Annotated in this window: 22 protein-coding genes; 7 read left to right on the top strand and 15 right to left on the bottom strand. The window is 42.6% G+C overall.

Annotated features, from left to right (window positions below):
* Positions 1–31: 31 nt before the first annotated feature.
* The 9 genes from ICN25_RS05510 to ICN25_RS05475 all read right to left on the bottom strand — a co-directional run bounded on the left by ICN25_RS05510 (position 32) and on the right by ICN25_RS05475 (position 9,266).
* Complete coding sequence (locus tag ICN25_RS05510; protein WP_216179840.1) at positions 32–721, bottom strand: response regulator transcription factor; 690 nt, start codon at positions 719–721, stop codon at positions 32–34.
* Positions 706–2,541, bottom strand: a complete 1,836-nt coding sequence (locus ICN25_RS05505; protein WP_216179838.1) for a 7TM-DISM domain-containing protein — start codon at positions 2,539–2,541, stop codon at positions 706–708. The genes ICN25_RS05510 and ICN25_RS05505 overlap by 16 nt, the downstream gene beginning before the upstream one ends.
* Before the next feature lie 21 nt (positions 2,542–2,562).
* The gene (locus ICN25_RS05500; RefSeq protein WP_216179836.1) at positions 2,563–4,251 is read right to left on the bottom strand and encodes an amidohydrolase; all 1,689 of its coding nucleotides are present in this window, start codon (positions 4,249–4,251) and stop codon (positions 2,563–2,565) included.
* Positions 4,252–4,306: 55 nt separating this feature from the next.
* Entirely contained in the window at positions 4,307–4,921 is a 615-nt protein-coding gene (locus tag ICN25_RS05495; RefSeq protein WP_216179834.1) for a membrane integrity-associated transporter subunit PqiC, read from the bottom strand.
* On the bottom strand, positions 4,918–6,537 hold the full coding sequence (locus tag ICN25_RS05490; protein WP_216179832.1) for an intermembrane transport protein PqiB: 1,620 nt from the start codon (positions 6,535–6,537) through the stop codon (positions 4,918–4,920). The genes ICN25_RS05495 and ICN25_RS05490 overlap by 4 nt, the downstream gene beginning before the upstream one ends.
* A complete protein-coding gene (locus ICN25_RS09975) occupies positions 6,530–7,180 on the bottom strand; it encodes a paraquat-inducible protein A (protein ID WP_255536700.1) in 651 nt (216 codons plus the stop codon). Before ICN25_RS09975 ends, ICN25_RS05490 begins: the two co-directional genes overlap by 8 nt.
* Positions 7,177–7,803, bottom strand: coding sequence for a paraquat-inducible protein A (locus ICN25_RS09970; RefSeq protein WP_255536699.1), 627 nt, complete (start codon positions 7,801–7,803; stop codon positions 7,177–7,179). Before ICN25_RS09970 ends, ICN25_RS09975 begins: the two co-directional genes overlap by 4 nt.
* Before the next feature lie 91 nt (positions 7,804–7,894).
* Positions 7,895–8,395: a hypothetical protein gene (locus ICN25_RS05480; protein ID WP_216179830.1), complete on the bottom strand. Its 501-nt coding sequence runs from the start codon at positions 8,393–8,395 to the stop codon at positions 7,895–7,897.
* A gap of 49 nt (positions 8,396–8,444) precedes the next feature.
* Positions 8,445–9,266 carry a hypothetical protein gene (locus tag ICN25_RS05475; protein WP_216179827.1) on the bottom strand — a complete coding sequence of 274 codons (822 nt, stop codon included), beginning with the start codon at positions 9,264–9,266 and terminating at the stop codon, positions 8,445–8,447.
* A 259-nt stretch (positions 9,267–9,525) separates the two neighbouring features.
* Here ICN25_RS05475 and ICN25_RS05470 point away from each other — a divergent pair, with 259 nt between their 5' ends.
* Positions 9,526–10,143 (top strand): hypothetical protein, encoded by a 618-nt coding sequence (locus ICN25_RS05470; protein WP_216179824.1) that lies wholly within the window; start codon positions 9,526–9,528, stop codon positions 10,141–10,143.
* A 70-nt stretch (positions 10,144–10,213) separates the two neighbouring features.
* Here the strand turns inward: ICN25_RS05470 and ICN25_RS05465 are convergent, their stop codons facing one another.
* Positions 10,214–11,356 carry a linear amide C-N hydrolase gene (locus ICN25_RS05465; RefSeq protein WP_216862883.1) on the bottom strand — a complete coding sequence of 381 codons (1,143 nt, stop codon included), beginning with the start codon at positions 11,354–11,356 and terminating at the stop codon, positions 10,214–10,216.
* Positions 11,357–11,490: 134 nt separating this feature from the next.
* Complete coding sequence (locus ICN25_RS05460) at positions 11,491–12,600, bottom strand: linear amide C-N hydrolase (RefSeq protein WP_216179821.1); 1,110 nt, start codon at positions 12,598–12,600, stop codon at positions 11,491–11,493.
* A gap of 506 nt (positions 12,601–13,106) precedes the next feature.
* On the opposite strand from ICN25_RS05460, the gene ICN25_RS05455 reads away from it, so the two are divergent.
* A complete protein-coding gene (locus ICN25_RS05455; protein WP_216179819.1) occupies positions 13,107–14,153 on the top strand; it encodes a hypothetical protein in 1,047 nt (348 codons plus the stop codon).
* Positions 14,154–14,200: 47 nt separating this feature from the next.
* On the opposite strand, the gene ICN25_RS05450 is transcribed toward ICN25_RS05455, so the two are convergent.
* Complete coding sequence (locus tag ICN25_RS05450) at positions 14,201–14,641, bottom strand: DUF6641 family protein (protein ID WP_216179817.1); 441 nt, start codon at positions 14,639–14,641, stop codon at positions 14,201–14,203.
* A gap of 349 nt (positions 14,642–14,990) precedes the next feature.
* Here ICN25_RS05450 and ICN25_RS09965 point away from each other — a divergent pair, with 349 nt between their 5' ends.
* The gene (locus ICN25_RS09965) at positions 14,991–15,446 is read left to right on the top strand and encodes a hypothetical protein (RefSeq protein ID WP_255536697.1); all 456 of its coding nucleotides are present in this window, start codon (positions 14,991–14,993) and stop codon (positions 15,444–15,446) included.
* A 286-nt stretch (positions 15,447–15,732) separates the two neighbouring features.
* Positions 15,733–16,299, top strand: a complete 567-nt coding sequence (locus tag ICN25_RS05440; RefSeq protein WP_216179815.1) for a site-specific integrase — start codon at positions 15,733–15,735, stop codon at positions 16,297–16,299.
* Here the strand turns inward: ICN25_RS05440 and ICN25_RS05435 are convergent.
* Entirely contained in the window at positions 16,291–17,223 is a 933-nt protein-coding gene (locus tag ICN25_RS05435) for a hypothetical protein (RefSeq protein ID WP_216179813.1), read from the bottom strand. The genes ICN25_RS05440 and ICN25_RS05435 overlap by 9 nt on opposite strands.
* Before the next feature lie 138 nt (positions 17,224–17,361).
* Here ICN25_RS05435 and ICN25_RS05430 point away from each other — a divergent pair, with 138 nt between their 5' ends.
* Together ICN25_RS05430 and ICN25_RS05425 are read left to right on the top strand one after the other, a co-directional pair.
* Complete coding sequence (locus ICN25_RS05430; RefSeq protein WP_216179811.1) at positions 17,362–18,255, top strand: hypothetical protein; 894 nt, start codon at positions 17,362–17,364, stop codon at positions 18,253–18,255.
* Positions 18,256–18,330: 75 nt separating this feature from the next.
* Positions 18,331–18,645 (top strand): hypothetical protein, encoded by a 315-nt coding sequence (locus ICN25_RS05425; RefSeq protein ID WP_216179809.1) that lies wholly within the window; start codon positions 18,331–18,333, stop codon positions 18,643–18,645.
* On the opposite strand, the gene ICN25_RS05420 is transcribed toward ICN25_RS05425, so the two are convergent.
* Positions 18,603–19,640, bottom strand: a complete 1,038-nt coding sequence (locus ICN25_RS05420) for a tyrosine-type recombinase/integrase (RefSeq protein WP_216179807.1) — start codon at positions 19,638–19,640, stop codon at positions 18,603–18,605. The two genes, ICN25_RS05425 and ICN25_RS05420, sit on opposite strands and share 43 nt — an antisense overlap.
* Before the next feature lie 364 nt (positions 19,641–20,004).
* Here ICN25_RS05420 and ICN25_RS05415 point away from each other — a divergent pair, with 364 nt between their 5' ends.
* A complete protein-coding gene (locus ICN25_RS05415) occupies positions 20,005–20,658 on the top strand; it encodes a putative quorum-sensing-regulated virulence factor (protein ID WP_216179804.1) in 654 nt (217 codons plus the stop codon).
* A 90-nt stretch (positions 20,659–20,748) separates the two neighbouring features.
* On the opposite strand, the gene ICN25_RS05410 is transcribed toward ICN25_RS05415, so the two are convergent.
* Positions 20,749–23,697 carry an autotransporter outer membrane beta-barrel domain-containing protein gene (locus tag ICN25_RS05410; protein WP_216179801.1) on the bottom strand — a complete coding sequence of 983 codons (2,949 nt, stop codon included), beginning with the start codon at positions 23,695–23,697 and terminating at the stop codon, positions 20,749–20,751.
* Positions 23,698–23,808 lie beyond the last annotated feature (111 nt).

Here is a 23,808-nt window from a genome sequence, read left to right as displayed (position 1 = left end):
AATATTTCAAAAGATTTCAAATCTTTACAAATTATTGCAATACGATCTGAACATCAACAAGAAGCTGATAGCCATTTCCTCGCAAAGCGCGAATAGATTTTTCAACGCCTGCCTCAACAAATTTTTTACGTAGTCTGGTGATTCGAACTTCTAGACCACCTTTAGCAACTTCATCAAGATCATCGTTGCAAATTTCTAATAGTCTGAAATACGGCAAGTTAAATGATGGCGACTCACACAAGGCCTTAATCATGGATGCCTCTTGCTTACCAAGGTCAACGGTTTTAAGGGGGCCAGTGAGGGTTAGGCTCTTGAGATTGAGCAATATTTCCGGTGCAACACTCTGCGCAATGACGCGCCTAGAAATACTCCCAATCACTGCCAGTAGTTCAGTATTTGAAACTGGTTTTGTCAGGTATATGTCCGCTCCAGACTCATAACCTGCCACCTTGTCCTCCTCCGAAGCCCTAGCTGTAAGCATCACAACGGTGAGATAGGCATTCTGTCTTTTATAGCGAGCTGCGATATCAAAACCGCTCTCACCTGGTAAATTCACGTCAGCGATCAAAACGTTAAAGCTATCCAAAGAAAAAATTTCTTCCAGTTGCTCGGCTGATTCCGCCCCTTTAACAAAATACCCAGCGTTGGATAAGCCCCTGATTAGTAGGGCTCTTAGGTCAGCATTGTCTTCGACAATAGCTATTTTTAAATTGGGATCCATACGGTAAATGTAATTAAATTATCTTTGATGCTTAACTTTACCTCACCGCCTAAGACATGCGTCAACTCTCTCACCAGAAATAAGCCCAATCCCGAACCACTAACCATAGTGGCTGAAGGACCTCGGTAATACTTCTCAAACGCAAGCTCTGGATCAGGCACACCCATGTTACCGATCACGTTCTGAACACTAAATTGAAGGCGTCTTGGTAAGTTACTTTCCAGAATTTCCGTATCAATAACTATTTCGGTCTCTGGAGCGGAATATTTAATGGCATTACCCAGCAGATTAGAAACGACAATGCTCAGAACTTGAAAATCAGATTCGATATCAATATCCCCCTGCTGCAATATTGAGAATCTAGTTTCCAGCCGAGTATCAGAAATGGTAGTTATCAATAAATCTGAAAAATTAAACTTTGTCTTATGGATTTGAATCACATTCAAGTCAAGTCTATCTAGCTGAATACATTTATTAATAATAGAGTCAATATTAGTCACTGCTCTATTGGCATATTCCTCAAAATCAGACCCAACAACCTGCTGATCTATCACGAGCTTTAAAACCGACAAGGGTGTCTTGATTTCATGGGTGAGCATTGACATTAACTTACCCTGCTCTTCGCGCCTAAGTCTTTCATTTTCGACCTCTTTTTTGAGGGCGGCAGATTTAACAAGTTCATTTTTTAGAATAGATTTGGCACGGTACTGAAGTATCAGGCAGAAAAATAGGCCGCTTAATACGCCATAGATTAGGTTGTAATGAATCGCCAAATCATTAGACTGGGTAAATCCAAGTAAGGGCAGAATCACTATTGCCCACATTGCTAAATTGAATGTGTAATAGAGTCGCAGGATATTGATAGGGAGATAAATATTTTTTTGTGTGCCAGAAGCGCTGGTACCAAAAAATGACGTTACCCAAAACAATACCCCCATTAAGATAATGAACGATGCGTTGATCTTTAGGGCGGTGCCGGTGTTACCTACCACCAACATGGCAATAATCAGCACTGAAATACAAATCACACCATTAAACAAGTACTTATAGAAACGCTTTAAAGAATACTCACTAAAGAGAAATTTGGTTGCTACAACTGCAGTAAACGAGTAGGTCACCACCAATACAAAGGTCATGTAATTAATGACAGATTGATCGATGAAGCGGCCTAATAAGAGCCTTGCATACCCATACAAGAAAAACGCGTGGAGAAATGAGACGAATTGCTGGATAACAAACATCCCCAGCACAAGCTCACGGTTGCCAAGCCAAACCCCAAAAAGCCACAAGGCCAGCAAAAATATAAAAATAATATAGGCCGCATAAATCAGGCTACTGGTGTACTCGGCACTGAAAAATTCTGAGGCCGGCATCACCTCAAAACCCAGTAAATAGGTTCGGACTGATTTAACCTTTAAATAGATTTGACGTTCATGCTCATTCGACCCCAAATTAAAGTTGTGATTGAGCGTCTGTATCTCAGAATCTGATACCTCGTGCTTAGCTCCTGTAACTCTGTTAACTTCCAGGGCAGATGAATCAAAAAGTTGAATGTCCTCTATAAAGACTGGTCGTATTCTGAGAACTAAATCTTTATCTGAAGGACGAATATCCAACCTAATCCAATAGGTAGATGGCTGATAGCCTTTTGCCAACCATCCTGCGTAAGAAGTAAATTTTTCCTTCTTTACCTCTTCGAAGGTAAGCGAATTAGTCTTATCTTCAAAGTAGGCCTGACCTAATAGATAGCCTTCACTTGCACTGGCGCAGCCAATAAAGAGAGCAACAACTAAAAAGAGAGATTTGACTAAAGTCTTCAAAATTAAAAAGCTTCTTTATAACTATGGACGAGCGTACAACTCTTTACCATTCTTAATAGTCTTTACAACTTGAATATCTTTAATTTCGATTGGATCTACTTTCAATGGATTGCGATCGAGTAAGGCCATATCAGCGAGTTTGCCAGTTGTAATACTACCCTTGGACCCCTCTTCTTTGTACTGATATGCGGGTACAGATGTAAATCCACGCAGAGCCGTGTAGGCATCAATTCGTTGATCAGCCCCCAAGGTACTGCCACCATAAGTCTTACGATTTACAGCAGTCCAAATCGTAAACAAGGCACTTGGCCCAGATGAAGGAGTGTCATTATGAATACCAAACTGGATTCCTTTGGTTTGAGCTAGATTTAATGGGACCATATTGCTAGCCCTCTCTTCTCCCAGAATTTTTCTATACACATCGCCATACATCCAGATATGGTTAGGCATAAATTGAGGAAGAATCTTATTGGCCTTGTATTGATCTAATTGATCATCGCGAATAAAGAAGGAGTGCGCAATTGCTGTTCTGCGATCTTCAGTAACACCTGTTTCTCGGATTGCCTTGGTAATCCCAGCAAGAGTCATATCAATTCCGGCATCACCATTGGAATAACCATAGTATTGAATATTCTTTTCATAGGCCAACTTAGCATAACGATTCACTAAATCCTGGGTAGCAACAGCCATGCCACGCCAATCTTTTGGGAACCCCGTAGTGTCGTTATAAGGCTTAGTGAAATACGCCAAACGTAATTGGGGTGCGCCATCAGTAGAAACTAAAATTCCAGCAACTTTGAAGCCACCATCACCCTTTGTGTAAACACCAAATGGGTATTTTTGATTTGTTGCCAGCAATTGATCAACCACATCGTAGGTTGGTAACGCAATCAGATCCAGGCTAATCACATTGCGATCTACTGCTTGACGCATATTGCGCATGTCCTCAAGCGTAACCTCATAGCTTTGTGCAGTAGTAAAGCCATTGGAGGCATAAATCCTCTCGGCTTTGCGATAGGTTTCCATTGTCAAATCTTGAGAGTACTTACCAAACACCTTGGCTGTCGCGCTTATATTTGGGCTGCCGATCAATTCGCCGGTGAGCTTTCCAGTTTTGGGATCGACAGGAATCATCCCTTGCACTACTTTGGTGGATTTAGTAATACCCAATTTTTTCAAGCCTGCGGAATTCACAATTCCGGTGAGAGTAGAAATGTTATTAATGAATACCGGTTGATTCGGAAACGCTTCGTCCAATTGCGCAATTGTCAAAGGTCCATCCGTTAGAAAAGCATCTGCATACTCTGCACCAATGATCCAACCATTGAATGGTCGAGCCTCGGCTTTCAAACGACCTATGAGCTCCTGAGTGGTATGGGGAGGTTTCTTGGAAAAATAACCAAGATTCACAGCCAGAGTATTTTGAGCAATTAAAGTGAAGTGGCCCCATGCATCGATAAAACCCGGGATCAAAGTTTGACCTTTTAAATCATGAATATCTGGATTAGCCCCGGCCTCATTTAACGCGTCTCTCATGCTGCCGACATAAGCGATCTTCTTGCCTTTAACTACAACCGCTTCAACATACTGCGGTTTATCACCTTCCATCGTCAGAATGTCGCCATTGAAATACACGCTTGCACTACCAGCACATACTTGGTTGGCAATCAAAAGCAGAAAAGCGGGTAAACCTATCTTGAGAATTTTCATCGCGAAATTGCTTTTTTAATAAATAGAGGAACCTGCGAGGGCAAGTGATAAACTGCTAATTCGGAACCGAACGTGCAATTTCCTGGCTCACCTTAACAAATGCCCGGGTCTGCGCACTTACCAGAGCATCTACCCCAGTACCAGTAACTGGCTCGCGTACTAATGAGCGACCCATCAAATTTGCTGACTTTGTCGCCGCATTTTGACTTGGGGCCTTTTCGGCAGATTGGTTCTTAGCCAGAGCCGGCTTGATAGTCCAGAGCACATCAACTAAAACACTGTCACCTTGTTTGCTCTGAAGATTTTGCACATCCAGCAGCACTTGGTAATCAAAATTGGTTTGGGTGCTTTGTGCGAAATTCCAAACATTTGAAGTGCCGATATCCTTAGCTAGATTTGAGGCAATCACTCGCCCAATTTCACTCTTGAGTGAACCAGCCCAACGATCGTATTCATATATTTGAACTTGATTGTCGCTACCTAGGATCACCATTTGCGGCTGATCAATCATCTCAGGCAATGAAACTGGCCCAACCATCACTCTCGTATTTTTAGCCCCCGCTAGTGCTGGAGATATAGGGTCTGCATTGAGTGTGTAATAAGTCGTTTTGGGTGAGCTACATCCACCCAAAAAAACTACAAGAAATGTAAACGTTAAAAATAGTCTCATTTTTTCACTGCCTCTGCAGGCTTACCAAATATCAAGGATTGTGGCTGTTGATCCAGCATATCTGTAAGTGTTTTCATTGAGCTAGCTGCTTTTGCAATTTCTCGTAATGAATCTCGCATATCCGTTTGCAATGGTGAATCACTCGCAGTTACAGCATTCAGATTCTTCAGAGTTTTATTCAACTCAGGAACCAATTCTGTATCAAGCTTCTTCATTAAGCGATCGGAATTTTTAAGAACATTGGCCACAGTCTTTTCGGCATCCTCTAAGGCGCTTGGAACCACTGGTAACTCAGGCGGATATAGAGAAGCATTAAACGTATATTTTGGAGCATCCGTGAAAAAGTCTATGGCAATGTACTGCTGACCAGTTAAGTAACTAGCAGTCCGCATTTGTGCGCGAAAACCTTTTTTGATTAATCCCCTCAATCGCTCCACCTCATTCACAGGCGGTGGCAATATACCGCCGGTTTTCAGTGAGCGTATTTTGAGTCGATCAGGATATAAGAATATTTCGACCGGCTGAATTACTTCATAAGTCTGCGGGTCCATAGCAGTATCAATGCTGACCACCTCACCGACATTGACCCCCCTAAACTCTACCGGGGCACCCACAGATAAGCCGCGGACAGATTCCTTAAAGTTCAACACAAAGCGCTGAATACGCGTATCAGGCTGCTTCATGGCCATTACGCGAGTCTGGAATAGCGTAAATATCGCATCCTCTTTGGCGCGCTCAGTAAGGGTGGAGGTTGTGCGTGAAGAATTAGTTACATCCACCTGACCCGGATGATTGGTGATTCGATCAGTATGGTCCTCAACGCTCTGCGGAGCCTCAAAAGCAATACCACCAGCTACAACTGCAACTAAGGACTCTGTTTGCAACTGAATACCTGAAGCACCGATGCTCACATCAATACCACTGGCATTCCAAAAGCGCGTGTTGTTAGTTACATATTGATCATAGGGTGCATCGATAAATACTCTAATAGAAATATTCTTGCCATCCTTATCAAGATCGTAAGCCACCACTTGACCGACATTGAGTCGACGGAAATACACTGGCGTACCGATGCCATGAGATCCTAAGGTGGGAGCCCTTAATATGAACTCACGCCCAGGATTGCCATCCGTTAAGATTGGCGGAACCTCAAGTGCCACAAAGCGATCACTCTTTGAGGCTGACTTACCCAAATCGGCAGCAATAAAAGGTCCATCAAGCAAAGTACTTAAGCCCGAAACTCCACTAGCGGTAATGCGCGGTCTAACAATCCAGAATCGCGTATCGTCTCTTGCAAAATCCGCTGCATCTTTATCAAGTTTGATAGTGGCAATGACTTGCTGATGATCTTCAGACAAGATTACCGTCTTCACTAAACCAATATTGACCTCTTTGTATTTCACAAAGGTTTTTCCGGCTATCAATCCATCGCCAGATTTAAAGGCAACGGTAATCGTGGGGCCGTGATCGACTACCGCTTTATATGCGAGTCCAAGACCTACCAAAATAGCTATGATTGGAATAATCCAGATAATCTGCGGAGCCCAGCGTTGCTTAGCCCTTGCTAGTGCAGATGGAAGATCAGAAAGCTTGGGGCCTTGAGACATATCAGACATGTAAATCCTCAGCTAATTGATTATTTTTCTCTGGAAGATCCGCAGCATCCCAAATGAGCCGAGGATCAAAACTTTTTGCAGCAAAAATGGTGATCACAACTACTGTAGCAAATGCGATGGCACCAGCACCAGCACGAATAGTCATTAAGTTACCAAATTGTACGAGAGCCGTCAGCATAGTGGCTACATAGACGTCAATCATGGACCAACGGCCAATTGCCTCCACCATACGGTACAGGCGCGCACGGAATCTTGGGTTCCAGCGTGAATGGCGCTGGACGGATATCAGAAGAAAAGTTAATGAAAAGAGCTTAGCAAAGGGGATAACAATACTTGCGCAAAATAGGATGATTGCCAATATCTGTGAATCAGAAGTCCACAAAAAAACCACTCCGCCAAAAATAGTGTCCTTTTCAGTGCCAAATAGCGAGCCCGTCGCCATTACAGGCATCAAGTTGGCGGGAATAATTAAGACATAGGCTGCAATCACCAATGCCCAAGTTCTGCTAATGCTATTGGGCTTGCGAAAATGCAAACCAGTGCCACAGCGGGTGCAGTGCAATTTGCCTGAATTAGGTGATTCCTGCTGAACTAGTCCGCAGGCTTCGCAACCCACAAGATTTTGAGAGGCTGCCGAGATCATGATGCCCCCTCTACCTTCTTCAGCTCATCAACCCGCCTCCAGAAAGTGTGAGGGTCAAAGTTAGCAGCTGCAGCAGTTACCGAGATCATCAGCAACACAAACGAACCCAAAGCGATATCCGGTGCGACTGAGGCAAAGGCATTGAGTTTGGTGATAGTCACCAATAGGCCCATCATAAATACCTCTACCATCGCCCACGGCTTAACTAGATATATCAACCTAAATGCTAGGGATAGGTGTGGCGGAAGGCGCTCAAACTTTAAAGGTAGTAGCAAATAAATTAACGCTGCAATTTCTAGAGCAGGCATCAGAAAGGTCGTCGCAAATACTAATGTCGCAATACTCGGGAGACCATCATCAATCAATCTACCCGCAGCATCTAATAAGGTTGTTGAGTTAGTGAGGCCTTGAGAGCTAATCGTGACAATGGGGAAAGAATTTGAAATCAGAAATAAAGCGGCGGCAGTCAAAGCAAAAACGAGGCTACGCTCTAGACCTCTAGGTTGGCAGCGAAACAATACATTGCCACATCTGCCACACATAGCGGTGCCGCCCGGCTCCAATACCGCTTCTCGCTGTAATAAGTCGCATTGCTCGCAGACTACTAGCTCATCTAATTTCATGCCACCTATATCCAGCTATAAAAAGAATCTCGCCGCCCTATATAAGACTTACGACTAAGATAATTCAGGGGTTTTACAAGGATACAGGGTTTTATTTCTGATCTTTTGGAGCGGCAAGAAAAAAGCTGAGCATGGTGTACAGACCAGCTCCTGAGATGGCAAAGGAAAATAAGCCCGCAAAAGCGATGATGATCGATAGACTTTGAAGCTCTTCCCCAGGCTGATTATTGGAGCCGATAGTGGTGTACATTCCGCTCACGTAATAGAGCGTAGTGGTAGGGTCGGGGAATATTTTTAAAGAATCTAGAACCCAAGTCAAAATGAAGATATCGTCAAAGTGGGCAATTACAACAAGCACAATTGCTAACAGATAGGAAAAAAAGCTTGCTTGCCAACTATTGCGCAACTTTGAATCAATAACAAATTTCTTGAACAAGCGCGTTAGTACCAGTATGTAAATCCCATGGATTGTCAAAATAATAATGACATCAAACAATACGAGTTGAAATTTCTCTCCAAATGCATGACTGAGATAGAAAGATGCCAACTCAAATGGGTTTGATAGCGAAGTGATGTGGTTTAACCAATTCATGATGAGCGACCCATTTTTATCGATATGTAAATATTAAATTGCATCTTCATTACTTAGGTAGCAATACGGTTAAGCCTGCATAAGCCCCAACCCCCTTAGGACTGTAGGGATTGCTTGTGACCATGTAAGTTGGCCCCACTTGCCATTGAATGTGATAACCCGTCACTTTGAATGTTTTACCACCACTAAAAGTCAGCTGATTTGTCGCCGCTTTAGAGTCATAGTTGTACATGATCTGACTAGAGAGGTTGTAAGTCCAGGCATGATCCGTCGTAAATGAAATCGTTGGCTGTACATTTAAAATATTAGCAGTACCACCAGAAATATTACTGCCAACACCCCATGAGTTAAACATAGCAGCACCGATAACCCAGTTATCAGGGGTAAAGAATGCACCAGCCGAAACCCCGAGTCCAGCTTGTTTCGGGCCATTATTGGTATTGCTAGCTGGCGTCTGTATATAAGGCCCAATTCCGTAGTACCACTGCTTTGCATATCTTGGCGCAAAAAAAGTAGCTAACTGTATTGGTTGATATTGGTTGGTAACTTGCTGATTATTCGCGTTATGGTTGTATGTCAGCATGGGATTGACTATCAACTGCAAATCACTATTGATGTCGACAGGAATGATGGGATTAAATCCTATCTCAGTTTGCTGAGAGCCATTATTCAGGCCCAATTTAGGGTTGTAGTTATATGTTATTGGTAGCTGTATCTGGGGATATAGCGGGTTCTGCATTTTTTGCCCAGCCTTAGCCTCCTCACTCATGGTACTTGATGATGTTTGAGCCATTACTAACTCACTCATACCAATCAAAATCAGCGCAGCGAGTACATAAGGGAATCGGCAGTATTTCAATGCAAAAGTCATTAATCCCTCTAAATAATCAAACTCTCAAAACAACAAAGCCACCCAAAGGTGGTTTTATTATTCATTCTCAATACCTATTGCGATACGCAAAACTTAGAATTGCGCACAATCTATTTTCTTCTAATTACCCTAGGATATCTACATACTTTCTAGTGGTAAACCCGAGCTCACTTTAGTCATGATGAAAAACACTTCGAGACGTCCAATTGACATAGATAAAGACGCTTAGAATAGTCAAAATCGATATTGAAAGATAAATATGCTTACCGAAGAAAAGAAATCTCTAATTCAAGCTGAAGAGCGTTTCCGGCATGAAGTGGCTAGCAAAATTCGATCGGAGCTTGGCGCTGTAGGCGAAGAGGTTCGGGACGTTGAACGCGGCATTTGGGATAAGGTCAATGAATTTTTAAATAGCAATGTAGGGATGTGGCTTTTGTCTTCAGTCTTAGTTACCGGTGGTGCCGGCGCTTATCAAACTATGCAACATCACTATGAATTGAAGTTGCGCAATCGAACCCAACTGATCACCCATCAATTTGAAATCGCTAACCGCATTCAGAATATGAAGTATTTTTTGCGTAAAGCCCAAACCATAGGTGATGCTCAGCTTGCATTGAAGAGTGTCTTTGTCAGCAAAACCCCAGTCAATCCAGATGTTGAAAAGCTGAGTCTATCGGTCATCTATTTCAACTTCTACCAAATGATAGGCACTCAAAACAAAGAGGCACTTGATTTAGTCAGAAAACTGGAAGATCGGGAGTACATTCTTCAAACCCAAAAACCCAGCGACCCATTACCAGACGCAGAAAAGCAGAAGCTATTAGGGTGGGTTGAAGCACTAGAGCAAATTGAGATCAAAGAATCTCATACTCGTTGAGTTCTCTATTAAGGCCCCAGAAAAAAACCACCCGAAGGTGGTTTTTTAATTTGGCAACTAGAACCCAGTCTTATTTGTAGAACAAATTAAACGTATCAGCACCGGCCTGATCTACCTCATATGTTGAGATAGACTTCATTTGCGTCACATTCTTTAGCTTGTTCATATCAATCATTGACCAGTTCATGGCGTTAATCGATTTGACATAGAACCTATTTCTAGATAAATCACCCATAGTGGTCCACTGAGTAACTTCACTAGAGATAGTCTTAGCCTTGCCGCCATCACCAGATGATCCAACTGGATCTACAGTGAGTTCATTTGGCCTGTCAAAGTTATTAATGATGTGCGCTAATAAATTCACAGCCTCATCAGGTGTTTTACCTTTTTGAACGTAATTGGTATAGAACGCACCTTTTACAAAACGTCCTGTCGCAGTTTGAGCTGAGGGCAAGGCTGTGAGGGCAATGCCTGCATCTGCTGTTTGCAACTGCTGCTTACCTAATTGGCCAGTATTTTTATTGACGTTATTAAATGTGTAGTTATTCAGATTCGTCAAATGCCAAGGGAACTCAGGTAGGTTAGTCATTACGCCCACAGGATTGTCATAGACATTCTTTTTATTGTTCACAAACTCAATAACCAGCCCGTTGCCAGCTTTATCAAAAATGGCGTAATGCAATGGCAATGCTAAGTTACCTAAAAATGCTGTTGGTGGAAGCCAATGTTCGATGTCACTACTCAACACTGCAGCCTTCAATTCAGCCACCGTCTTGTGGTTACCCAAAATCCAAGTTCCAAAATCATTGGTAGACATGATTTTTGCTGGGTTATTGCCCACAGGAGGTGCAGAGGATGGAATCATGGCGTTAGCTGAAAAGCTCAATCCCTGATCATTCATACCATCTAGCAGTAAAGGCATCTTTGCGCCTTTGACCAAGGCTCCAGTCATTCCCAAAATGGGATATTTGGTATTGAAAGTCATACCCACTGCACCTGAGGGCGTTACAGACTCAACCTTGGTTGCAGCTGGAATGTAAGACAAGGAAGATGGAATTGGAAGCGTGTAAGGCAGCTCCATGGTTCGTGCGTAATAGCCCTTGCCATTCACATCCGTAACCATGAGGGCTGTACAAGCAAATGCATTTCCCACGGAAGAGAGAATGAGTGAACTTGCCAGCGTGAGGCTAGTAATGATCTTGATATTTTTCATATTTATATGTTTTTTTAATTGGTTAATGAATCTAGGGAAATATTACCAGCTATACCCTCCCTCGACCAAAAGAAAAGCCACCCGGAGGTGGTCTTTTTCTATGTAAATAAGCTACAGAAGATTAACTGATGAGGTTAATTTACTGGGACCATTAATTTTGGTTGATTCAACTTTGTGTACTTAATTTCTTTAGCATTCATATCCATTTTTTTCATATCAAATGTATAGATATTATTGTTTTCGTACATCTTGACGTTGTAGGTCATGCTCTTGTTGTTAGCAACAACAACCCACTCGGTAGTTTCATATCCACCCGCGCCACCACCATAAGGATTGCTGGCTGGCAATGTAACTGACCCCGGAGGAATATCAAAGCTACCTAAGATATGCCATGCCGCAGAATCCATGTCGGCAGTTGTAAATGTCTTTGGGACTGAATCGGCCAAGAAGAGTGCACGAATGAAGCGGCTTGGGCTTAAGAAATCCCCTGGAAGGCCATGCAGGCCATTACCAGAGCTAGGCGCTGGGAATGCAACGCCATTGATGACTCGAGGTGGCTGCTCTACCTTAGAGAGATTGGAGTAGTTGCCAATACTATTCAGATGATCTTGAAATGGTGGATCATTGGTCATTACGCCTACAGGATTATCAGCAAGTACTAATTGTCCTTTGATGTACTCAACAACTACACTTTTTCCAGCAGCATCATGGAAGGTGAAATGCGCTGCAGGCACTTGATTGCCATAGAACCCAAGCTTTGCACCATTCACTTTGAGGCTGCGTAAGCCAGTCTTAATCTCATCTACAGATGAATAATTAGTGAGTACGTAAGTTAGCACCTGACTTGCGTTGATGCTATTAGCAGAGTCTGCTGGAGCAATTACTGGGAAAGAGGCGCTAGTTGGGAAATTCAGGAGTCCGCCAGTTAAACCTTTTTCATTCATACCATCAAACAAGATGGGTTGATTGAGACCATTCATTCCTACGGCAGCGTACTTGGTAGTCCAGCTCATTCCAGAGCCATACTTACCATCGGTGCCGATGCCCTTAAATTGATAGCCTTTTGGAACAGCCATCATCTGCGAGGCAAGCTGTATACCAAACTCCATTGAACGGCCATAAACAGTACCGCCATCACTTCCCTTCAGCAAGAAGCTGGTGCAGGCATTACTTGTCAGAGGCGCAAAAGCCAGAGTTGATGCAACTGATGCAGCCACTATTTTTTTAATCATTTTTTGCTTCATTGTTACGCCCCTAAAGTAGGTGATTAGAATACGAAAATAATAACATTTATGATGGTTTTAAGGCTTACTTAAAGCTAAAAAAGTGGTCCCCTTCTTTCAATATTAGAAATTGAATGAGAAAACATAAAACTCCCTAAAATAAAAATGCACCGGCTTTAAAAATAGCATCCCAAAAGACAAAACCCCCACCATTTCTGATGAGGGTTTGCTTTTCTGGTGGGCCCACCAGGACTTGAACCTGGGACCAAAGGATTATGAGTGTTAATTGTCAGTAATTTCTACAGCTAAGACATTAGCTTAACCATGCCAAGAAAGTGCCGCGTTATATACAGCCACTTTTATGGATTTTTGCGGTTCGAGTTGAACACGAAAACGCATATACACCCACCCATCGGGGTTTTAACCCCCCTACCCCCTTCTCATTTGATGGGTAAATAGTATTGATGGCGGGACACGGAAATCAGCAATTTATTCCTGCTAACATTTAACCAATAACAGGAAAAATCATGCCAAACCCACAACAAATACTTGAAGAGATCTTAATTAAATCACGCGATCAAGCAGAAGATAAAACTATTGAAGGTAAAGATATTTCCTGCATTCCTGAAATTGGAATAGCCTTTGACGGATATGCCGAAGATGAAGAAACTGGATACCTTACAGATACAACCAATGAATCCTATGCAATTTATATTGCTAAAGATGCGTCCAAAAAAGGATTTGTCTATTCAGAAAAAAGATCAGGGTTGAAGGGAACGGGCAATGTGTTCTGCGCTTATGCCTGGCTTAATCATAAAGAAGGTAAGTGGGAATTTACCAATCTTGATTGGCCAGAAGATAAATCCAATCTTACCTATGCAGATATTGAGAAAACTTTAAATGAGCTTTATGCCAAGTACTTCGAGGCGCCTAAGCCAATAAAAGAAAGCAAAATGAAAACTTATAACTACACACTAATATTCAAAGGTAGGTACTCACTAGACATCAGGATTGATGCTATATCGGAAGAATATCTCACAGAGCTACGCAATACACCCGATGATGATCTTTTTAATAAGATGTACAACGAAAATTACGGGGACGAACTATGCGTCTATGGAATTAGTGCCTACTCTGGATTTATTGAGATATTCAATGCGCCAAAGTCCGACACATCAAGTTATGAGGATTTAGGAAAACCAATCATTACTCTTCATGGTGATGCTACTGGTCAAATAGGCATCGAAATAAATGAACCATCTCCCCAGCCAAATTCATTGATTGCTGGATGCGTGACAAATCAGGATGGGATTATGGGCCATATTGACCTACAGCTAAACGCCCCATTCGATCCAGCTAAGCTATCCGTAATCTACACGACCGCCAAGCGTTACGAAGCTGAAGGCGCAATAACTAGCATCAAATACAAGAATGGCAAAGAGCTGATCGAAGAATACATAGACGGCACATACTACTTAGATACAACACCTAAATCAGAGATCTTCTATTGTTCAAGGTTTGACGAAGACCTAGAAGAAATACCGTTGTTTGAAAATGGGGAGTGGGTAGATTAAGAATAGGGGCATTAAGCCCCTATTCAATTCCGACGATATCTTTTTTATTAGCGCTTAAATCCGCTTCTTAAGCTAGAGCTCGCCTTTTCGATTTGATCATCCAGCTCCCCTGCTTCTACAGCGCCTTTAATAACTTCAAGAGTTTTAATTAGGTCTGCTGGGTTTGCCACTTCAACACTAGGCTTTCCTTTAGCCAGCTCAATAGTCCAACTTCCGTACTTAATAGATACGCAAACTTTGCCCTGTTCTGACTGGAACCACCAAGGCTTAATGCGCTTAGGCACCTCCACCTGCTTACGCAGCCCTGAATCAGGATCGATAACACTACGGAATTTGGTAACGACAAAGGGCTTTCCATCTACTTGACTCTTGGCCAATTGGATTTGCTCCCACAATCTGTTGGATAACTTATTTCTGCGCAATACGACTGACGGAATACTATGCGGCTTGACGAGAGAGACGAGTTTTAAGGTATTCAAGGTATTCATTTTTCTTCCTAAATGGTTAACTTCTTTTATAAATTTAGCTTCGGCCTTATTTAAAGAGCAACCTCTTTATTAAATTAAATGATTTCACTTAATTTTTCTCACAAAAATATACGGTTTTCTTATTCAAAGCTAAATACTTTTGCGAGTTGCTTGGTTACGAAGTTCTAGTCGCAAATAGAAATAGTGTTGCTAGTTGAGTTACTCCAGTTACAAATGAGTAACAACGACTAGCAACTCGAAAACAAGTAACGCCCCCTTGGGTCAGCAACACAACTCAAAGCAACATCTTTTTGAGATCACTCCTTGTGACCAAGCAACACTCGCAACTTTCACACTTAAGGAGATATAAATGAAAGAAGTTGCCGTAAGAGGATTTATTAATGAGAAATTTAATACCACGTTTGGTAAAGGCCTATTCCGTAAAGCCTTATTCAATGGGTCTGTAGAACTGAGAAATCCACAGCAAAAGTATTTAGTTGACTACTACAGTTACGCTAATTGGGAACACAGCGCTCGCACTGATGATCAAATGGCTGCAGTACGTCAGTTGGCTGAGGAACAAATCTCAAAAGAGACTGATGTACTCATGTCCTGGATCGTTCACTACGATAAGGAAACCAAGGTTAAATGCCCAGTTAATGGCTTCTCTGTTTACCTACCCGCTAGCAAAGAGCTTTACCTACAGATCAATGATGAACAACACCAAGTCCAAGATGATTGGACTTTAAATGTTCAGCACTGTAAATCGACGGGTATTAACAAACCTGTCTTTATTGCTACAAATGCGGATCTAACCGCCTGGTAGCTATTTAAAGCCCCGTCAAATCAGCGCGCTGCGCTGTGTTCAATCTAGAACTAAGGGCAGCGTAGCTGATCCATCAAGATCAACGCTAAAAAAACGGTTTAAACGCACATTCGAATTTTTAAGCTAAATACTATTAATAAAAGCACTTAAGAAAAGTATAGTTTTCTTATGTAGATTGCTAAGTCATTGATTTCATTACAGACAATATTCAATCTTTTTCGGTCGCCCTTTTCCGCAAAAGAAAACATACTAATAGCGTGTTTTTATTTACTTAAAGGACATCAAAATGGCTCAAGCTAAAACTCTCACTCAAGCAGAATTGGATCAAGTATTGCGTTTTGTGAGCACTAAAAAATACCCGCTACGCGATCGCGCATTGTTACTTACTAGCTTTTGGGCTGGGCTTCGCGTCGCAGAAATTGCCTCTCTTAAAAATGGAGATGTATTAAATGAGGACGGTACGATTAAACATGAAATAAGGCTAAAGGCTTCGCAAACCAAAGGTGGCGTACCAAGAACGGTATTTCTTCCAGCCAAACTTCAAGTGGAGCTAGCAGCCTACTACGCCACCCGCTACTGCGCTATGCCTGAGATTCCGTTTTTTCACACATCGCGTCGCATGGGGTTCAGCGCAAATAGCCTTTGTCAGTGGTTCTACTGGACCTACCGTAGTGCAGGGATAGCAGGAGCTAGCAGTCATAGTGGTCGCCGCAATTTCATTACCACCCTAGCCAACAAAGGAATCAGCGTTCGCGTATTAGCGGAATTGGCGGGGCACAAGTCGATAGCAGTCACTCAACGCTATATAGATGTAAATCCAGAATTGATGCGTAATGCCGTTGAGTTAGTCTGATTGCTCGTGAAGCTTTGTAAGTCGTTGCTTTTCGGCTCGCTCCCAGATGCCCTTCTCTTTAACCCTCTTTTGGACCTCGAGGTAATCAAATGGCAGTTGGTTAACAGGTCCTTCTAATGGGAATTTTCCACGAGCGGCATTTTCTGCGATTGACTCAAATTTTCTAAGTGCTCTATAGGTGACTTTTGTCATCATCTCCCTATCGTATGCCTCAACACTGTCCTTAGTTCGTCTTGGTGAATTAACGTCTAATTCTCTTGCGTAGCTTTTGCTTACTTCTGCCTTAGCACCCAAACGCCAATCTTCCCATTTTGGCTTAGCAGCCTTGAACCACATCAAACGTAGGCCATTGAATAAAACTTTAGCCCGCAAGCGTTTACCTTGCAATTCAAGTAATGGCTTTTTATTTGGTTGATCCTCAACGTTGGCGTAGTCCATTAACAACTTGATTAATTGCCTTTTCATTTCTGAACGCTTTAAACCTGTTGGCACTGAAATTAATACAGAACTTGCCAATCCTTCCTCAGGTCTTATATTTGTTAAAAAATCTGTTAGCTCGCTTTTTAAATTTCCATATGAGATGGCTTTTCCACCAGCCAAGTGAGCCACCTCATGAACCTTTGGCTTTGTGTAAGGATTACCAAACACTTTGAGTCCTTTGGCCAACCACCAATCGCGAAATAAAACCTTGCGAACGCTTCCTAGCAATCTAAAGGTCTTAAGCACTTCGTCAAAATCATTTGGCAAGGCCACTATTTCTGCCTTTGTAAGCCCCTCCTCCTCATGCTTTCTAGCTAATTCATAACTAGGACTAACTCTTAAAAACTCAAACATGAGCTGATAGCCCACAGTGGCATCCACATGCCAGCCAGGGCTAGAGAAATCTGTTCCGCGTAGAACCCAAGGAAGTCGTATGTTTTTCATTTATCTACAAATAATAACGTATTTCTATATGTTGGCTAATTTATTTGTGTATTTGGATATTCTACATATAACAACTAAGCAAACGAAACAAGGCATCCCGCCAAGCAAAGTTGGAGCAACTAAACAGAAAGGCATCAAATGGAAAACATCCAAAACGCAGTAGCAGCAAATGTTCAAGCGTCAGCTCCTTCAGTGAAGTTATCTGACATCAGCGCGAATGTAAACGTAACAACTGAGGGCAAGTCAAAAGCTATTGATGCGCTTATTCAGTACACCTCTAAAGTTAGCGTTGAGAGCGCTGCTAGTGAGACTGATTCAATCGAAGTTAAGAGCAAAGCTCAATACATCAACGACTTCAAGGTTGGCGTAGAGAAAACAGCTCGTAGCACCCTTGAGATGTGCCGCGTAGTTTATGAGGCTAACCGCACACTTGAAGGCTTTGAATTTAGCGAGTTCTGTAATGCGATTGGGTTTAAGGACTACAGCAGCACAACACGCAAGTTCATTGCGATTGGCAAGCTGTATCCACGTTTCATCCAATACGCTGATGTCATGCCACATAGCTGGACGAACATCTACTTGATTACTCAAATCCCATCTGAGACTTTCGAGCAATTAATCAAGGAGGGCACTGCGCTGAACAAGATCTCAGGCTCTAAGTTAGTTCAGCTAGCAAAAGGTACTCGTGATATTGGCAGTATTGAGAAGCCTTTGACCTTTGATAAAGCTAATACAGGTTATGTTTTCGGCAAGCTCTTATTTACTAAGAAGCCAGACGATACAGACTGGAGAGCAATGGAGAAGGCGATAGCAGAACTATCAGCTCGCCTACCAATCAAGTTCGTAGTAAGCAAGGAAGTAACTGAGATTGTTAATAGTCGTCGCGCTCAGAAGTATGAGAAGACTAAGAAGGTCTACAACGGCATGGAAATGCGTCCTGATTTATGGGACCTGGGGGTTGAAGCTAATTCTGTCTTCGATAAGAAGGTACAAGCTAAGACTATCGATCAATCTGAAGCTGTAACTATCTAATGGCATTGCCGCCCTACGGGGCGGCAATTGTTCCGAATTGAACAAACATTAATTTATACATAAAGGACTTACACAATGAAATTTACTACTATCCCAGGTACATACGCTAAAGCCACCATTAACAAAATGGAGCGGGTACAAGACGTTTACGCACTAGAAGTAAAGAATGCTAAGTATCGTGGCGCTAACTTTAGCGGAATTATTGAACTTGTTAATGGTTTAGATAGCATTAAGAAATATAAAGGCGCATATCGTGCCAACGCTAAATTAGCCTGGTTTGGTCGCGTACTCAAGAAGCGTAATCCCTTCATCAATCTGGAAGGCGCATCAGTGACGATTATTCCTTGCTACTCAGGTGATGTTGTAGCAGGCTTAGGTTTAGCAGCTTGACCCGCGAGCTGTTCAGCAGACATCATGGGCGTCATTTTGGAATAATGACGCTCAATCATCAAAATAGAAGTTCCCATTTGTCTGGCGAGGGTGTGAATATCGATACCCTCTGCCAGCGCTAATGTGGCATAGGTATGACGCAGACTATACAAGGTCCTTTGCCTGCCAGCTGCGTCCTTCCCAAGCCCACTATCACGCATCAAGTTATGGAAAGTACATTCAAGGCTACGGGGCTGTAGTCCACTGGGCAGAATAAAGATCAAGCGATCTGGCTTTGACTCTATAACCATCTCAAGATTCTCATATGGCAGCAGCTGCCAAACAATCAAATCCTCCAGTACATCAATCAAGGCGTTTTTTGCAATTAGATATCTGGGGCCAGTCTTACCAGAAACCCAAACCTTGATATACCGCTTATCCCCTATCCAATGCCACTGAATATGCCGCCATCGTAAAGGCATTGCCTCCGTTCCATGACGAACGCCTGTATTGATTAAGAACTCTATATAAAACGATGCGAGCTTTCGCATTTGGTTAATGCGATCATTAAAGCCAGTATCAACCCATTGCGGCAAGAACTGCCGTATTAGCTCAATTTCTTGCGCAGTAAACGCGGGTCTTGCTTGCCCTTTATCTCCTTTTGAATCTAATAATGGAATCTTGTAGTCTGGCGCCAATATGCCCTGCGCTCTAGCTCGCTCTATAACTCTGTTATAGGCCGAAGCATGGGTTCTCTTAGTGCTGGCCTTAGGAATTCGCCCCATCTCAGATATGCGCCAGGATTCAAAGTCCTCTATCAATCCTTGGTTAATCTCTATTAGGACGTATTTTCCAAAGAACGGAATAAGGTATTTGTTGATGGCAAATTGATAGTCTCTGTAGACCCTCTTTCCAATTCCGCTTTGTAGATCTTTAGATAATTCAACCAGCTCTTCTTCAGCCAATACCTTAAACTTCTTGAGCTTCAGAGCCATGCCAAATTCAACCTTTGCCATTGTCCTTTCATAAATCCGAATTGAGGCTAACTTTGCTTGTTCAAGCTCAGAACATTCTGTTGATATCGCATACCACTGACCATTAGGTAATTTGAAGCGGCACTGCCAATTGATGCTCTTTACTCTTTTAAATAAACCTACTAATCCTTCGTGACACTGAATCGACCCACCTACTTGTGAAGTATTTTGATGTGAAAATAATTGTTTAAGGTTTGTCAAAAATCAATTGTGGGTAATTTAGTAAATGTATTGTGCTTTCAGAAAGGAATTTGGTCGACAAAACGGTTAATTTTTCTTTGGGTAAATAAGTTCAATCCAGAACAATGTTTGGATTTAAAACTAACCATCACAACAGAAAGCATCTATGGCCAATTCACTTATTTTCGATACAGAAACAACAGATAAAACCAATCCCATCATTATTGAAGCCGCATGGCTTGAGCTAGATAGCATTTCCCCATTTGCTATTGGAGAGTCATACGTTCAACGCTATAACCCTGGTGAGCTTATTAGCCTTGGCGCTCTGGCAACACACCATATCCTGGATGAAGAACTGGTTGATTGCCCGCCAAGCAGCTCATTTTCGCTTCCAGAAAATATCGAATATTTGATTGGGCATAACGTAGACTTTGACTGGCAAGCTATTGGCAGCCCAAATGTAAAACGTATTTGTACATTAGCCTTATCTCGAATGCTATGGCCTCATTTAGATTGCCATAGCCAAGGTGCCATGCTTTTCTTTCTTGAGCGCAGTTCGGCAAAGGAACTACTCAAGAGTTCTCATGATGCTTTAGCGGATACAGGAATTTGTAGCATTGTTTTGCAACATATCTGTACAAAGCTTGAAGTGAAAACAATAGAAGAGCTGTGGATTAAATCAGAACAGGCAAGAATTCCATCTGTTATGCCTTTTGGAAAACATAAAGGGCTATTACTAAATGAATTACCTGGAGACTATAAACAATGGCTGCTGACCAAAGCAGATATTGACCCTTATTTGAGGCAGGCTTTAGCTTAAGGTCAACGGCCGCTTTCGACCCGAAGCAGACTTTCGCAAACAACAAAAAACCCGCCAAAGCGGGTCTTCTGCAAAGCTGGATAGCGTTACTCATAGACCGACTGTATATGTTGCCATCACAGTAGTTGTTTGAACGGCTTGGAATGGCTCCTGACGATAGATGCCAGTAACCCCTACTCGCTGATTCTTTTCAACATCGTAGTACGCGCCAATAGTGGCTGTTGGTCTAGTCTTAACCGGATTGGCATTGAAGTTTATTGGTGTCAGGCCACTCAATCCAGTGGCTGAATATGTGCCGTTCGCCGTGTTGGTATCAGTCTCAACACCAGCACTTGCAAATAACGTTGCCTTCGGAATAAACCTGTAGCTTGCTCCTAACCCTACTAATGCAGTTGTAGCATTCGTATTGAGGGCCGAGTATGTAAGTGGTGCCGTTACTGTTGCGCTAGTACCTTCGGTATAGCCACCCATATTGTTCTGGGTGTAACGAATTCCAACGTATGGAGAAACAATCACTGCTGGTAGTACCGCAAAGCCATACTTAGCTGTAACTTGTGCGCCCTGGCTATTGAGCTGCGAAGAGCCGGTGCCCGCTTCAGATGTGCCGACCACCTGACGATTGATAGTCGTATTCTTCTGACCGTAGGCAGCAGATACCTTTACTTCAGTGCCCGTTCCATCAACACGCTCATTCCAAGCGCCAAACAGACCAATCAATGGCGTGTTGTTGCCAAGGTTAACTGTTGAACCAGCATTGTTTACGGATAGGTTTTGGTCAACGTACGCACCAACACGATAGTTTTGATGTGGACGATATGCTGCAATCAATAAACCACTAGTGTTGTTCAGGCCATTGGCAGCAGATACAGCGGTGTTACGACCGCCCACTGAAATACAAACACCATTTTTACCAAACTCATTACAGTCGTACGAGAAGCTATTCGCTAGAACAGAATTTTGCAGTGTGTAGATGTTTTGTAGTGCCGATGCAGTATTTGCTAAAGATTGCTGAGTGTCAGCAACGTTAGGAGTAAATACCAAATACACGTCATTGGCATCGTAAGTTAATCCATAACCCAACCTTGTGTAAGAAGACAGGTTGGTTGTTAGATTACCAAATGAACCAGTGACCCCACCATTTGCGGTTAGTAAGGTGTACTTACCCGGGGCATAAGAACCAGAGGTAGCAGTTAGAGATAAACCACCAGCCAAAGAAGCCGCACCCAGAACCTTGAGTTGTTGAGTGGCACTTGGAGCCAAATTCATCGCCAAATTACCAGTCGCGCCTTGGTTATAGCTCTTAACGGTCACATTGCCGCTCTTGCCGGCGATGTTTAGCGTACCGTTATTGGCCACGCCACTCGATTGAGAAACTGAGCCAGCGCCTGACAGCGCCAAAGTGGCACCACTATTAATTGTGGTTGATCCGGTATAAGTGTTTTCACCAGAGAACGTTACGGAACCGCCGCTACCACTATTGGTGATAGTCATCGAACCTGGAGAGCTGGCAGAGGCATTTGAAATCACGCCAGTAAAGTTTGATGCGACACTATTTTGATCGATCACGCCATTATTGCTATTAACAGTAAAGTTATTTGCAATATTGCCAGTCGAAGAGACTTGCAATGTGCCGCCATCAAAGACAGGATTTACTGTCGTGCCAAGATTGGAAGACTGATAGATAGTTCCAGCACCAGTAATATTGGTTGTAACTGGTGGTGGAGGTGCGAGTGCAGCAACCACCAAATTCCAAGTTGTAGAGTTTGCACCAGCGATTAACTCCCACTTGTATGAGCTATTGAAGTTAGTCCAGGTATTGAAGATGGAGGAGTAATTGGTAATTCCAAGGCTATCTACACCCAACAGAACACCAGAATAAGTGTTCGCTGACAAAGTGGATAAAGAGGACACACCAAATGTAGTGGATCCAGTAATTCCAAGCCTTGCATCTAACGCTCCAAAACCAGTGGGGGTAATGATAATGTTGTAATTCGTTGGCATTACCCCGAAGTACTTAAGCCCACTTTGTGCGTTGTTCAGCGTTCCAATCGATGCACTACTTAAGCCATTATTATTATTAATTCCACCTAGAGAACCAGTGAGAGCGCCCCAGTTCGTGATCTGATCAATTCTTGCTGCTGCAGGGCCATTATTATGGTTATAAATAGCAAAGTCAGCTCCGGAGATTGTTCCGCTATTAACAATCGATTTAATCGTGCCGCCTGCATTTTCAATACCATAGCCTATCACGCTAGTGATTTGCCCACCGACAGCATTACTAATGCCAACAGTACTAACAGTACCAATTGAGCCGCCGTCGTTGTAAATTCCATTGCCATTACTACTATTTACAGTTCCCGAGTTTGTTATAGCGCTGATTGTTCCTGAGTTATAAATACCAGCATCAGAGCCCCCCAGCATGGATCCAGTTGCGGCATTAATAAGAGAGCCAATGGAGGAATAATTTGCGACCCCATAGGTATCGCTACCAATGGTTGAATTGTTTACTAAATTAGTAATTTGTCCGTTGTTATATACGCCAGATCTACCCAATGTAAAACTTGCGTCATAAGATGTTATGACGCCATCATTAGTTAGATTGGTAATTTGGCCATTGTTATTAATACCGTCTACAAAATAAGATGTTCCCGTAATTTGGCCTCTATTCCAAAAATTTTCGACAACAACTCCGGTGTTAATTTGAGTAGTAGTGGCGGTACCTGTTATTTGGCCCGTCACTTCATTTGTAAAATTTATAAATGAAGACTGTGCGACAAATGGGTATTGAGCAGACAGAAGTCCAGCATTAGAAATCGAGTTTAATTGCGCATTACCAACCGACACATTAATGCCATAGGCTGGGCCAGACAGATTACCGCCCGTTGTTATGGTTAAATTTGTGGCAGTTGTTGGCAAATAACAAGAATCGGTTGACCCACTAATAGTGTAATCATTACCGGAATTCGTTCCGCAATCTGCCCTTGAATTTGATGTAACAAGCAGCGCTCCAAGCGCGAATGCTAATAGCTTAAGTTTCACAGCAGTAACCTCTAATTTATTTAGGCTCAACTGTAGAGAAATTTGCGTTTCTGCTGTTTGATTTTTTACATGAATTGCGTCCAAAATTACATGTAATCCTGCTATTTACCT

Origin of the sequence: Polynucleobacter sp. 80A-SIGWE (genome assembly GCF_018882295.1) — a bacterium.
GTDB lineage: Bacteria > Pseudomonadota > Gammaproteobacteria > Burkholderiales > Burkholderiaceae > Polynucleobacter.
This window is presented reverse-complemented; position numbering and strand designations above follow the sequence as displayed.